This window comes from Wolbachia endosymbiont (group A) of Chalcis sispes, assembly GCF_964026765.1.
Classification (GTDB): Bacteria; Pseudomonadota; Alphaproteobacteria; order Rickettsiales; family Anaplasmataceae; genus Wolbachia; species Wolbachia pipientis.
Genome location: NZ_OZ034697.1, coordinates 425,254 through 441,610, shown reverse-complemented (window position 1 = coordinate 441,610; position 16,357 = coordinate 425,254). Strand labels below are relative to the sequence as shown.

Here is a 16,357-nt window from a genome sequence, read left to right as displayed (position 1 = left end):
TTGTGTGATGCTGAGGTTTAGGGCTATTCAATCAAAGAATAAATCTACTCTGAACAGGGAAGTTCACGCTGCTGAATTTATTCCTTATTCTTGCTATTGGAATAGCACAACCTTGATGACAAAAGAAAATTGGTTGGTTAAGGTTATAAAATTAAGTGGTTTTGCATTTGAAACTGCCGATGACGAGGATTTAGTCATACAGAACAACATCAGGAATCAGATGCTAAGAAGCATTTCATCTCCGGCATTTAGTTTGTATTTTCATACTATCAGACGTAAGAAAAATATTTTTTCTGATGAATTTGCAAGTCAAGGTTTGCCGAATTTTTTCGCTAATCACGTAAATCTAAAATGGAGAGAAAAACACGCAACAAGGCAATCATTTATTAATGACCTATACATTACGATTATTCGTAGAGCGGACACGAAAGGAGTAGAATTTTTGTCACATCTACTAAAAAAATTCGGGCATGTAACTTCAAAACATGCTTGGGAAAGTGATATGCGTACCACATATGAAGATTTAGAGGAAACGACAAATCGTGTAGTGACAAGCCTTAGGAATTATTCGCCTAAAATTCTTGGAGTAAAAGAAACTCCAGATGGTTTGTTCTGCGAAATAATGGAGTTTCTATCTAGAATCGTAAATTGTGGCTTCGTTACAAATACGCTTTTTCCGCTAAGAACTGAAATATCAAGATACTTACCAGTACATAGGTTATTCTTTGGCCGTAAGATGATACAGGTTGTGACTCATAATGAGAGTAAATATGCTGGAATAATTAGTATCAAAGAATATGGAAATCATACTTCTGCAGGAATGCTTGATTCGTTTTTACAACTTCCTTACGAGTTTATAATTACGCAATCTTTTCAATTTATAAACAGGCAAATGGCGATTGGAAAAATGCAGATACAGCAAAATCGAATGATACAGTCTGCAGATAAAGCTATTTCTCAAATAGCAGAAATTTCTCAAGCGCTTGATGACGCAATGAGTGGTAAGATTGCGTTTGGTCAACATCACCTGACTATTTTATGTATAGAAAAAAGTCCTAAATCATTGGATAACGCTCTGTCGTTGGTAGAATCAGAGCTTTCTAATTGCGGTGTTTACCCTATACGTGAGAGAGTTAACCTTGAACCAGCATTTTGGGCGCAAATTCCTGGTAATTTCGATTATATAGTGAGAAAAGCTACAATAAGTAGTCTTAATTTGGCTGGATTTGCATCTCAACATAATTATCCTACTGGTAATAAATTCAATAACCACTGGGGAGATGCCGTTACAGTTTTTGACACGACATCTGGTACTCCATTTTTTTTCAACTTTCATATAAGGGATGTTGGACACACTATGATAATTGGCCCAACTGGTGCTGGTAAAACTGTTTTAATGAATTTCCTGTGTGCCCAAGCGATGAAGTTTTCTCCAAGGATATTCTTTTTTGATAAAGATCGCGGTGCAGAGATTTTCTTAAGAGCACTTAGTGGTATCTATACTGTAATAGAACCAAGAACTAAAACAAATTTTAATCCTTTACAACTTGATGATACCTCTGATAATAGAACATTTTTAATGGAGTGGATAAAGTCTTTAATTTCGGTATATAATGATAAATTTACTTCAGAAGATATTGCACGAATTAATGATGCAATTGAAGGAAATTTTAAATTAAGAAAAGAAGACAGATTCTTGAGAAACCTCGTACCGTTTTTAGGGCTTGCAGGTCCTGATACTCTAGCTGGGGCAATATCTATGTGGCATGATAATGGTTCTCATGCTGCAATATTTGACAATAAAGAAGATTTGCTAGATTTTTCACGAGCAAGAGTATTTGGTTTTGAGATGGCTAGCTTGCTCAAAGATCCTGTTGCTCTTGGACCGGTCTTGATTTATTTATTTCATAGGATTAGTATATCTCTTGATGGCACTCCATCTATTATCGTTCTTGATGAGGCATGGGCGTTAATAGATAATCCAGTTTTTGCACCCAAGATAAAAGACTGGTTGAAGGTACTGAGAAAACTAAATGCTTTTGTGATTTTTGCTACTCAGAGTGTTGAGGATGCAAGTAAAAGTACTATTAGCGATACGCTTGTACAACAAACAGCGACACAGATTTTTTTACCAAATCTGAAAGCTACTAGTGTCTATCGGGATGTTTTTATGTTAACTGAACGTGAATATATATTAATTAAGCACACAGATCCGAGTACTAGATTCTTTTTGGTGAAACAAGGAGTCAATGCTGTAGTAGCTAGAATAGACTTAAAAGGCCTGGATGATATAATCAACGTATTATCCGGACGTGCAGAAAGTGTTCTATTGTTACACGATATATTAAATGAAGTTGGGGACAACCCAAAAGTATGGTTGCCTATATTTTATCAGAAGGTAAAAAATGTTTAAGACTAAGCTGTCATTGCTATTAATTGCGATATTTTTACTAAATATAGACTTTTTACTCTCATATCCAGTGCTTGCAGATGGAGTAAGTGGTACTGACAAGACAGAATTTGTTAGCAGATTTAATTCCACTGGCAGTTTTAGTCGTGCCTCTAATCCTGATTGTGGAGCGTTTAAAACAGCTGCAGCACTTGCTGGAATAGCGATTGCTGTTGGCGCAATATTTACTGGCATTGTTTTGATCGTTTCTTCTGCTGGTTTGTTTACCGCTCTTGTTATTGTTGGAATGATAGCTGCAATTGTTGGAGTCTGGAAAGCGATAGGAGGGCTTGTTGTTTGTGAACATAGTTTTGTTAAACACCCAGTTGCACGTGATCATGATGGAAAATACAAAAATTTTAAATTAGAAGACACAGGTTATAGTGGCTGCACCAATGAAAATTACCAAACAGAAGAGGAATATTTTTCTTGTTTGCAAAATAAAGCTCGGGAAGACGTGAACAAAAAAGATTATGACGGGAAAAGAGCAGAAAAAGAAGCCTTAAATTCTAACGTTCAGGAGAGTACAGAGAGTTATTACTGGCCAAAAAATGGTGTGCAATACAGTGAATATATAGAAGTATGTCATCGAAACCCTTTAACTTTTGGTAATCTTTTTAATAAGGTAGACTTTAATTCCAGAGGAAAACCTGGATACATAGACTTTGATGTCAGGGAGAAAGACACTGGATACGTAGATGGGTCATGGTCCTCGAAGGTTGATGGTGGTCTGGAATGTAGAGTTCTCAAAGCAGGACAGAGCGAACCCATACATGGAGCTACATTTAAAGCAGTAAGAAAAATGGGCAGATTATGTGTGGAGTTAGCAAGTGTGAAAATGCTTGGTATCGAAATGACTCCTTGGCCGCAAGGGGTTGATATGGGGTGCACGGAATTGCCACCTGACCCACTTGCTCCTATGTGTGAAAAATCTGTGATGATATTCAAAAATAAAGATGGTACGGGAGAGGAAAAAGTTCCTATTGGTAATAATGATGACTATAAAACTATTATCAGATCTAAAGAAAAAAGACTCAACGGACAAGGGGGGAAAATTTTTGTAGGTTATGATAATGCTGGCTGTTTTAGCTCGTATGTTTCTGAAGCTTGTTATAACCAGGCAGGGAGTAAATCATTAGCTCCTATTCCCGTAACTTCTATGATAGTGCAATGCATTAAGGAATCGTTAGATAATTTAGTTGCAGGTAAAGGTGCACCAAATGGTGAGAGTTTTATATCTGTAGCACAGAAAAGGCTGAAAAACACTGTAACTGCTGTTTTAGTTTTAGCTTTAATACTGTTCTCTATAAAAGCCATGTCTGGTGGAGTTCAGAGGCCTCAAGAAATGTATATGTTGATCATAAAATTCGCTTTAGTGATTTACTTCACAACAGGCAGTACCATGTCTCATTATTATGGAGAATTAACTCGTCTCTCAAATGGTTTGTCAGAGATAGTGCTAAAAGCATCATCTGAAAGTAAAGGCATATGTAATTATAAAGCAGGTACAGATTATGAATATACTCGTGCAGGAAAGAGGGTATCTTACAGTTATCTTGCACCTTGGGATAGGCTTGATTGTAGAATTTTATTTTATTTAGGTGCCCCTTTAGATGGAATTGGTGGCAAAATTGGTACTGGAGGTGTTGCAACGTTAGCAGTCTTGCTTGGTGCTGCTCCTGTCTTATTAGTTGCAGGTTCGGTAATCGGTATTATTTTTGCTGGTGGACAGATTTTAATAGCTCTTGTTGCTATATTTATGGCCATTTTGCTGATGATGGTTATTTTGTGGCTGTGCTATGTATTTATTTTATCTCTAGTTGCTTTGAGTGTAATCATCATTTTATCACCTTTGTTCATCCCTATGGTTTTATTCCAACACACCAAAGGATATTTTGACGGCTGGGTAAGAGAATTGATCACCTATAGCTTATACCCGGTTATCCTTTTTGCGTTTTTGTCTTTTATGTTTATAGCATGTGATAAAATCTATTATAAAAATTTAAATTTTGAACCGGATAAGTCATATGAAAAGAAACAAGCAGAAATCTCATATAGTAAGAAAAAACAGTGGTTTAAATTGAAAGATGGGGAATGTGATAAAAATGAAACTACTCTTGCATGTATGATGCAAAATTATAGCTTTAAAAAGAGCAGCATACTTGGTCTATTCGACTTTACATACATGGAGTTTGGCAGCTCTCTCATCGGAGAATTATTAAAATTGTGTTTAGTATTATTCCTCTTTTACCACTTTTTAAACATTCTTCCTGGCATGGCTGCTGAACTTGCTGGTAACCATAGAGCAGCACTTGGCTCAGGTCAGACACCTGGACAAATGGTGGGCAAAGCTTTATCTGCTGCCAAAGCTGCTGCTGGGGGTGTTGCTGGAGTTGCTGGTGCTGCTGCTAAGAAGTTGAGTGGTGGAGACAAGAGTAAATCTCGAGGTTCTGGTTCTAGTAGCTCCGAGAGTGTTAACAAAAGCACTGAATGAGTTGGATTTATGCTAAAATTTTTGCTGATAATACCGTTTTTTTTTCTGTCAGGCTGCGGGGAACATCACTGTATTAAGCCAGAAAATTTATCAGGTTTGCGTGAAAAACTAGATATAGTGTCAACAGAGCAGAAATGGGTTGATTCTGGTGTTAATATCTCAGATAGAATAAGAGTAACAGAGATTGATATAGTGCCTAGTAAGGTTAATTTTTGTCCTAAGCAGTATGCAGATTTTGCAATTGGGCCTGGGAGAAATGACGTTGCATTACCATTTGCACTTAAAAAAGGCGATACGATAAGCTTTAGTGTGATTGGAAGTAAAGTGTGTAAAGATAAAGAGAGTGAGACAAAAATCAGGTATTTGAAAATCGACGAAAAGTGTAGCGAGCAAGAAACGGAACATTTTGTACATGTTTTAAATCAAGAGAAATGCCAAGGTGGCAAGGATGGGATATGTCCTAATAAATATATAATAGGCGATGCGCAATGGTTGAGTGGAAGAGAGTACTGGTTTTCGAAGTTAGATCAAGATGAAAGAAAAAAGGAAATTGAAAATATTATTAACTCTATAAAACAAGGAGAGAATATAGATTGCAGCAAGCTTTCAGAGAGCAGTGCAAGTAAGATAGATACGCACATTTTAAATTCACTCTGTAGACGTATATGTAAATTTTCTTCTGGTCGTGGAGGCGAGGATTGCGTGTATATTGAATATAATAATATAGAAATTGAGCTATTCAATGCTTTAAATTCTAGTGGTGAATCTGTTGTTGCTGAAATTATTAGTAACGTATTAAAGGGAAAACAGGTAAAAACTGACATTACACTATTACGTGTTCACATGGATGGTGAAGATTTTGAACACATTCCAACAGGTGGCATATGCACTAACTGTGATTATAAGATAGAAAAATACCATCGAACACCAAGTTTAACTTTTAGTTTATGTAGTAGAAATGACGAGCACTGCTATGATAGAAATGACAAAGGTGGTTTCAATATAAGAGTAACAAAGAACCACAGTCTAGAAAATAGCTTGTATATAAGCGTCTCTGACAAACTTCCTGAGCATAAGCCTGGTGAAAACCAAGCGGATATATCTGTAGATATCAGCAAAGTTTATGATACTGAGTACATGGAAGGCTTAAAGGAAAAGTTAAAAGAAAAAAAAGGCACCATATATTATGGAATAAGAGACCATGGCTGCGATTACAAAAATGAAGGTCAGTTTAGTATTAACCTAACAACTAAAGAGCCACCTACAAAAACTTTTAGTGCAATATATAATTTCTTTGATGAAAAAGTGAAAACTGCATTTTTCGGCTCTAATTATAAAGACCCTAACGCAATTCACTCTGATACTAGTCCTGTGAAGTCTCTTTACGAAAGTTTTATAAAATCAAGCAGAACAAATACCATTAGATCTACTATAATATCACTATTAGTACTATATATAATCTTATATACTCTTTATTACTTTTTTGGATTAACTCATATTTCTATATATGAGTTTTTAATTATATGCGTAAAGATAGGAATCATCGCCCAGCTATTGCAGGATAATAGCTGGGACTTTTTTTATAACAACGCATTCTCTATATTTATTAACACTCCAAAACAACTAATAGAAATAGCAAATTTTAGAGGCACTACTTCAAATGTTTTTGAGTTTCTTGATTTGCCGCTCAATAGGTTCTTGTCATCGCATTCAGTATTGTTAATAGTATCTCTTATATTTTCTGGCCCTTTGGGCATTGTATCTTTTTGCTTGGTGATTTGGGGTTTAATCACAGTGAGCTTATCTATTTTTAATGCCTTATTTTCTTTTATTACATCTATAGCAATAGTTGCGTTATTACTTTCTTTAGCACCTATTTTTATTATTTGTCTTTTATTTGCGTATACTAGGCAGATGTTTCAAAACTGGGTTAAAAATTTAGCAAGATTTGCAATTCATCCAGTGGTCCTTTTAATTTTTATATCACTGATAAGTCAGGTTATGGATTATATTGTGTATTCAGTATTTGATTTTGAGGTCTGCTCTACATGTATACTTAATATTAACCTAAAGATTTTTAACCCTTGTATTTTTTATGGTTATGCTTCCAAATATACACCTAATATTACCGCTATGATGGCTTTTGTTATTTTGGGACACGCTATGAAAGCTTTAGTTGAAGCTTCTTCGGCAATATCTGACTCGTTGTTTGGTGCTTATGTAGCAAGCGAACCTGGAAGACAGTATCAACAAAGCTTAATGGGAACAGTAGGGTTAGATGAACAAAGCGTTCAAAGAAGAGAAAGAGGAGATGCCTCTCAACAGTCAGGTACGTCAAGACCTCAAATACCACAAGGGACTCAAAGGTCAACGCCTCAGATACCACAAGGAAGACAGCAATGATAAGTAAAAGATCACTATTGTTGATACTGTGTCTTGCAATCACTGGTTGTACTATGGATTGTGTTGAGCCTGGGTTACAGAGCAGAAACACTAGTGTTAACGTGGATGTTCCAGTTCATAAAGCCGATAAAGGAGTTAAAATTCATTGGGTTGATTCTGGTCAGGTAATTAGTCAGGGTGAGAAAATCAAATTCACCCTCGATGGATCAGTAAATTTTTGCCCTTTTAAAGAAGACAAAAATCCAAGGAAAGTACTTGTGCCAGCTAGCTTTTGTGCTGATGGCTCAGAACCAAATTATAGTAAGGCTGCGGATATTAATAGTGTACCTAACAATTATGGTGTTAATGAAAGTAAAAACGAACTATGTGGTGGCAAAGGATTTGGCAGCAATAGACGTTATGTGGACACTGGAATTAAAGTAAATCCTGGTGACAAGTTAAGCTTCAGCTTAGTTCCCAGAAAAATAACAATTGATTACGACAATCCAGAAGGGAAAGGCATCAATTTTGATGACAATTGTTATAAAGCTGTAGAAAATGACCGTAAGGAAACTGTATATAAGAAAGCTACAGTGAGTGAAGTACATCAGGGGGGAGAGTTTTTTTGTGATGGTAAAGATGGTACAAAAAATAAAATACAATTTTTACCTCTTGATAAAACAAAAGCAAAGGAAAGCAAAGTGCTAGTTGGCAATGGGTATACCCCATATGATAATAAGGTGCATTTTAATAAAGGTTATATTCAAGACAACGAACCATGGGTATATGGTTCACTACTTGATTTACGCCGCGCTAAAATAGGATTGAACGAGTTATGTGATGGAAAAAACTGTAGTCTTGATGAGAGAAAAAAGTACTCCTCCTATGAGCTTAACTGTTACCATCAAAATATATGCTATACTGAGAAGGGTATATGGAACTATGGTTTAGGTCAAGCAGGAGAACGGAACTGTGTCTCCTCTATAAGGTATAAGAAGTACGATAAAGGAAATAAATGTGATATGTATTCTTATCTAGAAAAAATGGAAGGGAATGTTAAAGCAGGTAGTTTTACTGAAGATGATAAATCTTGGGCTGAGGCTCTTGTTGCAAAAATAAGCGATCCAGGTGATGCAAGTATTTCTGAAGGCAAGCGTAATGATATGAAGGGCGATGCTAAAGGTATTCAATGTCTTCCAAAAAGAGGAGGAGCAGGAAAGGAGAAAAATGATAAACTAGTATGCTCAAAAATCAGTGATAATTTTGAAGATTTTTCCTTAAAATTAAATCATGACTATCCAATAGGAAGTGTAACACCTGGTAGCAGTGTGATGCTTGCCATTGCAGATTATGGTCACTATGGAGCTAATAGAGGTGGGTACCATGTTAAAGTGACTAGATCGTGTGAATATATCAATGGCAAAAAACTGTATGTGTATTTGGGTGATAACCCGCCAGGGGATCCATCTGCTCCAAAGACTAATGATTTCAAAAAAGTAGAGAACTTAGATAAAACAAAGGATAAGGTATATTATATAATAGATGGAGGTCTTTTAACAGATGAATGCAAAGACAAAAAACCTATAACAGATGAATGCAAACCTAAGAAGATATATTTCGGCATCAATGTAAGCAACGTAGAGAAAGATGACATTACGGACAAAAATGGCAAATATTACGAAAACAATAAGTATAGTGTAACTTTATTTGTCAAAAGAAAAATTAATGATTTTATTTCATCGAATATAAACAAGATATTTGATTTTATGAAAAAAGAAGTAATTGGTGACAGCGTTAAAGATTCATACAAAGGATATATAAAAGGTCTTCTTCAGGGAGTAAGAGCTTTGCTTACTCTATACGTTATATTTACTGTCATTGGCTATATGCTTGGAACAATACAGCTAAGTAAATTTGATTTCATTGTAAGGATGTTCAAGATAGCATTTATAGCTTTTGCCTTTAGCGATAGAAGCTGGGAACTCTTTGGTACAACTTTATCCAGACTTTTTGTAGATGGTAGCATTTATTTAGTTGATAGTTTTTCTGGCTATGTAGGAGAAGGGGAGAGAAAATTTGCATTCTTAGACTTGACAGCAGGAGTATTATTCACAGCAGAAACTTGGTTAAAGTTTTTATCATTGATGCTCTCTGGTCCTTTTGGCTTTATTGCATTTTGGGTAATATTCTGCGCTACTTATGCGTTTTTAAAATGCATTATTAGCGCTACGTTTAAATATGTAATATCTACTGTTCTAGTGGCGTTTTTACTGTCATTAACACCTTTATTTATCGTATTTATTCTATTTCAAAAGACTAAACCCTTGTTTGATAATTGGATAAAAACGTTGGCTCATGTTTCATTAGAACCAGTCATTTTATTTTCATTTTTATCTCTTTTAAATCAGTTGATGTATTCAGTTTTATATAACCTCACAAATTTTTCTGCATGCTATCAATGTTTAATTAGCGTAAATTTCTTATCGTATGATCTGTGCTTGATGAAATCAATACTGCCTCTTGGATACAGTCCTGGCACTAGCGTTGATGTTGCACTCAGTACCGGAGAAAGGGCTGGTGGACATTTTGCAGCATTACCTATAGACCTAATCCAGGCGTTTATATACTTCATTATTGCCTATGCAATGAAAGCTTTTGTTTCTATATCGGAAACTATGGTACAAACACTATTTAGCTCTGGTTATGGAGTTACTGGCGGTGTTGGTACAGTTGCTAAGAGCGCATCGCAAGCTATGCTGTCAACCGTTGGCCTTGATGATAAGACCCAAAGTATGATACAGAGTATCAAGCAGAAAATGAGTAAAGATCGGGGAAAAATTGAGGCTAAATTACCTAACACGCCAAAGCAACCAGACAAAAAAGAAGATTCTAAAGGAAGTTCTGATAAAACAACGAGTGATAGACCTAAAACATTAAAACAATCAGATCAGCAAAAAAATTCTGATGAAACAATAAGAAGTGATCCTAGTGCTAAAGCTAAAAACAAGGAAGAAAATGGAGAGGAGTAAGATATAAATGATATTATGGAGTAACTAAATAAAAAGATATTTTAAGTAAAGTTTTAGAAATTTATTCTGTATTTGGAAAAAGTTTAGATATGCAATCACGTTTAGGCAAATGTTGGTTTAGGGTATTACTTCTTGCAGCTTATGTGCTGATCACAGGTTGTAGTAAAAACGATATGCCTTTTCCAAGGTGTATATCTGCTGACTATTTTGGTCCTAAACCTATTGCAGTAAGCGCTCATTTTTCAAGCGACCACGATGCGTTTATTCCAGGAGATGGAGAAGTTATTGATCCTGAAACTGGCGAAATTAATTATGGTTTTCACCATAACCAAGTGGTGAAGTGGGAGGATACCGGACTCGAAACCAATGGAGATAGTTTAAAAGTGCGAGTTAATGGTGCATGGACATCTTGGAGTAATAATAACAAGAAGGAATCTAAAAAAGGCAGTTATACCTTACAAAGCTTGGAGCAGTTAAAATATGCAACTAAATTTGAAGGTAAACAAAGTGATAATAGTTTACCTAATTTTCACTTAGTTTGTAATGATTATAAACCTAGCATACAAAAATTTTCAAGTAAGCCTAATGCAAGTTGCACTGTAAATTGCAAGTGCATTAATGAAGATGATAGTGCAAATACAGTATCACGTGGTGCTCCATGTTGGTTTACCAACGGTCATGGTGCTTATCTTTTGTTTCAAACGGGGAAAGATGATCCTAACGAAAATCTAAAGTTAATGCGCGATCCTCAATATCCTACTGTACATCTAGGTTATAACTCCACAGCAGAGGGCGACAATGGATTTTTTACTTTAGACAGAGATAACACTAAATTAAAGGACAGAAATTGTAATGAGTTGAAGTTAAAAAAGGGATGGAAAATATATGTAAAAATATTAGATAGATATTACTTAGATAATGTAGGTGGCTACTCTTTTGAGTTCTTAAGTGGAGTGCAGCAGCCAAGTAGTTTTGGGTTTTTTGATTACATTTATAACTATCTAAAATGTGTATTATTGATTAACGAAAATTGCAAAGAACATTTTAATAGCAATGATCCTGCAGTTGCACAAGCTATGTTCGAAAATATAGCTGAAAAAAGTACGAGCTTTCACAATTTTGTTCTTTCCTTGCTTGTTCTATTTGTAATGATTTCATCGCTTCTTTATCTTTTTGGCATGATACGAGAAACTAAGCATGATATGCTCATCAGAATGATGAAAATCACTCTAGTAATAGTGCTTATATCTCCTGGAAGTTTTAGATTTTTCTATGATCATTTTCTTGTTTTATTCGTTAAAGGTCTTGAACAATTGATAAGTGTAATTACTAACTTTGCTCCCAACATGAACACCGGAAGTATTGCTCAAGGAGATGAAGCTAAGTTGTTTAGCTTCATGGAGGACATGTTCAATAAATTTTTTGCTTATTCTGTTTGGAAAAAGTTTGCAGCGTTTTTACATTACCAAATGTGGGCAAGCCTTCTTATGATACCGGCAATTTTCATAGGGATTGTACTATACTTCTTGTTGTGCTTGTATGCTTACATAATATTTCTCTCTGGCTTTATGGGTATAGCTTTTCTTATAGCTATCATGCCACTGTTTCTAATTTCTATTTTATTTTCACCGCTGAAAAGTCTATTTGAAGGTTGGATAAAATTCTGCATCAGTTTTTGTTTACAATCGATTATGATATTTACTCTCTTGTCATTGTTGGCTTCAATGATAATGAACACCTTTTATAGACAACTAGGTTTTACTGTATGCTACAATAAATGGTTCGAGGTAAAGTTATGTGCTCCAAAATGGGTGTTTGGCGGTTTTTGTATCGTTGATAAGCAGTACTTTGGTTGGACCCCAGGGCAAATTTTTGTACCTTACACTCTTGGAGAAGCTTCTTCTCTTAACATAGATAAAAGTATAGAAGGTATAGAAAAGATAAGCAGAGAAGGTGGTACAATAAAATTTACTGGTGGTGCTGGATATATCCCGCTTCCACCAGATTACCCTAAAGATAAAAATGGTGAGCATATAAAAGGGTTTCGTTATATAGATTATCCTTTCTTTAATCCAATTCCTGGAACTAAAGATAATCCAGCAGACCACTATATTGCAGAAAGTGATATGGTAGTTAGTAATGGCTGTAGTGAAAAAGATCTAGTGCGCTTAACAAATAGTTTATCTCATGCATCAGAGAGGGCTGACATTATATTACTGATCAACAATATAGAGAAAAGGATAGGTGATGTTAGTGAAATAATAAAACGCTACTGTCAAGATATAAATAAATGCAATAGTTATAGGGAAATAATTAATGAAATAAGATCTTTAGTGCGGAGTGCGGTAGAAAAACAAGGTTGTAGAATACTGAAACTTCATGATTTATATAAGGATCCCAACAGTGAATACTGTCAGAAATGTAAAGATTGTGAGGATTGCAAAAATTATCAAGAAAATAGCGATTACCAAAGGGTGCAAGACATACAGAGAGGTTATTTAATCAATGCAGGGGAAATCTTTGTGTTATTCTTGCTTTCATTTTTAATGTTCTCCTTACGCGAGTTCGTACAACAAATGGGCTCAAGTATAGCTGGTGGTGGATTCAGCGTTTACAATATATCTAGAATGTATGAAGCATCGCCTTTGGTTGGCATAATGGAAGGATTAAAACAGCATTATTGGCAAGACGCAATTGGTGGAAAACTAGAATCTTTAGGTAATTGGGCTACTCATTTACCGGATAGATTAGCCGGAGGTACAGCTAATCTACTGGGTAGGATACCAAGAGTTGGAGGAGTGCTGAAATACGCTATTGATGTGCCACGTAAATTTGTAGGTGCTACTATTGAAGCAACGAAGTTTGCAACATCGCCTGAAAATGATGTTGATAAGCTCGAGGAAAAAATTTACAGGGCATTTGGAGTTGATAAGGAAGATATTACACACAGAAGGATCGGTAAATATTTAGATTATTATAAAGGATACGTAGGATCACATTTGGGCTATACAATAGAAGATGCTATGAAGTTTACTTGGGAGCATGGTCTTGACTCTATAGGAAAGCATGGCTATGATCATAACCTACTCTATAGAGCAAAAGAATATAGGCGAGATTTCTTAGAGAAGCTTCATGATTACACTATCGGCCGTAAGAGAGAACCAGAAAAAGACAATCCTGATCAATCAAATAAGGTAGAACGAGAGTTAGGCACGGAACTAGTAAGAGATAACCATGATCAGCCACTAGAAGAAGGCGACCCTCTTCGACTACGAGGGGGAGGTCAGCCAGATAAGGTAGTACGAGAACTAAGCACAGAACAAGAAGACAAGCCTAATCAACTACAGCATGATCAGCCAACAGAAGAAGATAAGCCTGATCAATCAAATGAAGTGACACGAAATTTAGGCACGGAACCAAAAGGTTCAGATGAAATTGATGATTTTGGATCTGCTTTTGAAGGTATGGAAAAACGTGCTGAAAGAGAAGGCAGAAGAAATCAAGATAAAGTTTACAACCTCTCACCACTTTTTGAAATGAACACTCCAGAAGCTGTAGAAAAACGTGCTGAAAGAGCTAGAAGAAAAGAAGAAAGAGATCGAAAAGACGAAGTTTATAATCTTAAGCCTTTATTTAAAGAACCAAAAAATCCAGAAGAGTACGTTAAGGCACTTTTTGAAATGAATACCCAGGAAGCTATAAAAAAACGTGCTGAAAGAGAGGAAAAAAGAAATCGAGAAGACAGTAAAAGGAAATTACCGGAACCAATGAGGAAACCAGATGCAAAAGGAGATGAGAAGAGGATTGAAGATGAAGACTAATAAAAATTTCAAAGGCCTTGATTATTATAAATTGCAGCAAGACAAAGATGGCAACATAAAGTTAAATGACTACGACGACATTTTAAATGCGCGTAGGGCAAGGGTAGACTTGTTGCGGGATAACACATCACTTGACAAGGATGTCAATTTTGCTAAATTGAATAAAGCTTTGAGTGAGAAATTTGTAGATAATCATGGTTTATTGTCTGAATTTGATAAGGAAGACAAAGAGATTGTACAAGAAAGGATTAAGGTGTTTAGTATTTTAGAAAGTCTTGAAGACCTTAAAAGCGTGAAAAGTGAAGATCTGTTAGAGGTTAGCTTACTGCTGTCAGATCTTAGCTTCATAGAGAGAAATGTTGTACTAAATACCGATCAGAATTCTGATCTAGCAGGATTTAAAAACCTATTTATTGAAAAAAAAGCATCTGGTGAAGAGTATAGTGAAGAAGAATGTAGAGGCTTTCTTGATAATATAGATAAAATCAATACTATAATTAAGTTAGAGTTAGAAAGCAGAATTGAAGGGCTAAATCATGATGAAAAAAATGATCATGATGATTTACAAGATGAGATTGGTCAAGCAATTAATGCAGCAGGCAAATCAGAAAAAGATAACTGATGAGTCTTGTGTTTGTGTTTTTCTTACAAGCGACTCGATAGCTTCTCTCTATTAAACTGCTAAAGCCATATTGACATTAATCATATAGTATAAATAATTAATTATTTTGGAGCTTATTTAATATGCTACGCATCATTGCAGGCAAATATCGCGGAAGAAAAATAACTACAGGTAAGCATTTAGCTGCACGGCCAACTATGAGTATTGTCCGAGAAGCAATATTTAATATGCTTTCCTCAAGAAAACCTATTTATAACTTGAATGTACTTGATTTATTCTGTGGTAGTGGTTCTTTTTCATTTGAAGCGCTTTCTCGCGGCGCTAAACATGCATTTATGGTAGATTCAGATTATTACAATTTGCAATTGCCTAAAAAAACAGCAAAAGATTTTGGAATTACGGACAATGTTACGCTAATTTGCTGCAGTGCTAACTGCTTACCACAACCTATTTCAAAATGTGACATAGTTTTTATAGACCCACCTTACAATAGCAATCTAGTTGAATCAACGTTGAATGGACTAGCTCACTCAGGCTGGTTAAGTGATGATGCATTGATAATTCTAGAGATTAGGAAAAACGAAGATTTTGAGTGCAATAAAAACTTCAGTATAATCTTGGAACGCACCTACGGTATAGCGAGAATAATTTTTCTTTCTCTATTAACTTGAACTTGCATATACTTTTCATTGATGAGTTCCAGTTCTATTTTCGTCAAGTTTCCGGAGAAATTACTTATTCTGTACTGCCCTAGATCAAAATTTTTATTAAATTCAGAGTCTATTAAATATTCATGTGCTTCTTCAATAAATTTATTTTCTTTTTCTTCGTAACTGGTGTATTTTGTTGTACCATTATTATCCTCACGATAAACTAAATGTTCTTTATGATCAGCATGAATATTTTTATTTTCACAAACCTTTTCAGGATCGTGCTCAAGTACTTTTCTACCAACAATCAATAGCTTATAAGAAATTTCCTATGATTCCTTTTAAGCGAGTTTTGAATTTTTGAAATGTCATGACATTGTTGATACGGTTATCAAGAAACGATAAAGTATCCGCAAAATCTTCTGAATAATCATTGATAAAAAAAAGTATCGTACTTAAGTACACTCCAGCTAATATTGCTCTTTTTGTATAGTAGTTAAAATCTGTTGATTGGTCATGAATGCCATACCAAATCGCACTAATAGTTCTGTATAAAAGTTTACTAGAAAAATATGTATTTTTTGGTGATACGGAGAATGATAAAACATTTTTTAAAAGTTCTCTATAATTCGGTAGCTTAGCATAGTTTGAAAGGTGTATTTGAATGGCTAACTTTACTCGCTCTCGCACTTTCATATCTTCTAAATTAGAATTCCTTAGTTCAGCTTCCATTGAGCTATTTAAGTCCTCTGCTATGTGCTCCAAAGCGCTATATATTCCATTCTGAAATTTGCAAAAGCTATTAGCTAGATTAAGGTCAGTGCACACCTTTAATAGGGTTTCATCGCTTATCCCTTCAAATGGAATAACCCTAATTAGCTTATCTATTATTAACTTTTGTTCCACGCAA

The 16,357-nt window shown here is 35.2% G+C and carries 9 protein-coding genes; 7 read left to right on the top strand and 2 right to left on the bottom strand.

Annotation, left to right across the window (positions count from 1 at the left end; all coding sequences use genetic code 11):
- The first annotated feature begins 7 nt into the window (after positions 1 to 7).
- The 7 genes from AAGD72_RS02200 to rsmD all read left to right on the top strand — a co-directional run bounded on the left by AAGD72_RS02200 (position 8) and on the right by rsmD (position 15,468).
- Entirely contained in the window at positions 8 to 2,413 is a 2,406-nt protein-coding gene (locus AAGD72_RS02200; RefSeq protein ID WP_341815112.1) for a VirB4 family type IV secretion/conjugal transfer ATPase, read from the top strand.
- Complete coding sequence (locus AAGD72_RS02195) at positions 2,406 to 4,943, top strand: type IV secretion system protein (protein WP_341814994.1); 2,538 nt, start codon at positions 2,406 to 2,408, stop codon at positions 4,941 to 4,943. Before AAGD72_RS02200 ends, AAGD72_RS02195 begins: the two co-directional genes overlap by 8 nt.
- 9 nt (positions 4,944 to 4,952) lie before the next feature.
- Entirely contained in the window at positions 4,953 to 7,346 is a 2,394-nt protein-coding gene (locus tag AAGD72_RS02190; protein ID WP_341814993.1) for a type IV secretion system protein, read from the top strand.
- A complete protein-coding gene (locus AAGD72_RS02185) occupies positions 7,343 to 10,354 on the top strand; it encodes a type IV secretion system protein (RefSeq protein ID WP_341814992.1) in 3,012 nt (1,003 codons plus the stop codon). The genes AAGD72_RS02190 and AAGD72_RS02185 overlap by 4 nt, the downstream gene beginning before the upstream one ends.
- 89 nt (positions 10,355 to 10,443) lie before the next feature.
- Positions 10,444 to 14,175, top strand: coding sequence for a type IV secretion system protein (locus AAGD72_RS02180; protein ID WP_265023546.1), 3,732 nt, complete (start codon positions 10,444 to 10,446; stop codon positions 14,173 to 14,175).
- Positions 14,165 to 14,797 (top strand): hypothetical protein, encoded by a 633-nt coding sequence (locus AAGD72_RS02175; RefSeq protein WP_007549230.1) that lies wholly within the window; start codon positions 14,165 to 14,167, stop codon positions 14,795 to 14,797. Before AAGD72_RS02180 ends, AAGD72_RS02175 begins: the two co-directional genes overlap by 11 nt.
- Before the next feature lie 122 nt (positions 14,798 to 14,919).
- Entirely contained in the window at positions 14,920 to 15,468 is a 549-nt protein-coding gene (gene rsmD / locus AAGD72_RS02170) for a 16S rRNA (guanine(966)-N(2))-methyltransferase RsmD (protein ID WP_006280837.1), read from the top strand.
- On the opposite strand, the gene AAGD72_RS02165 is transcribed toward rsmD, so the two are convergent.
- Positions 15,426 to 15,758 (bottom strand): hypothetical protein, encoded by a 333-nt coding sequence (locus AAGD72_RS02165; protein ID WP_006279274.1) that lies wholly within the window; start codon positions 15,756 to 15,758, stop codon positions 15,426 to 15,428. The two genes, rsmD and AAGD72_RS02165, sit on opposite strands and share 43 nt — an antisense overlap.
- Before the next feature lie 4 nt (positions 15,759 to 15,762).
- Positions 15,763 to 16,353 carry a COQ9 family protein gene (locus AAGD72_RS02160; protein WP_065106633.1) on the bottom strand — a complete coding sequence of 197 codons (591 nt, stop codon included), beginning with the start codon at positions 16,351 to 16,353 and terminating at the stop codon, positions 15,763 to 15,765.
- Between the last annotated feature and the right edge of the window lie 4 nt (positions 16,354 to 16,357).

Excerpts from the sequence above, each read along its gene's own strand:
- AAGD72_RS02200 (WP_341815112.1), top strand. The coding sequence starts at position 8 with ATGCTGAGGTTTAGGGCTATTCAATCAAAGAATAAATCTACTCTGAAC.
- AAGD72_RS02195 (WP_341814994.1), top strand. The coding sequence starts at position 2,406 with ATGTTTAAGACTAAGCTGTCATTGCTATTAATTGCGATATTTTTACTA.
- AAGD72_RS02190 (WP_341814993.1), top strand. The coding sequence starts at position 4,953 with ATGCTAAAATTTTTGCTGATAATACCGTTTTTTTTTCTGTCAGGCTGC.
- AAGD72_RS02185 (WP_341814992.1), top strand. The coding sequence starts at position 7,343 with ATGATAAGTAAAAGATCACTATTGTTGATACTGTGTCTTGCAATCACT.
- AAGD72_RS02180 (WP_265023546.1), top strand. The coding sequence starts at position 10,444 with ATGCAATCACGTTTAGGCAAATGTTGGTTTAGGGTATTACTTCTTGCA.
- AAGD72_RS02175 (WP_007549230.1), top strand. The coding sequence starts at position 14,165 with ATGAAGACTAATAAAAATTTCAAAGGCCTTGATTATTATAAATTGCAG.
- rsmD (WP_006280837.1), top strand. The coding sequence starts at position 14,920 with ATGCTACGCATCATTGCAGGCAAATATCGCGGAAGAAAAATAACTACA.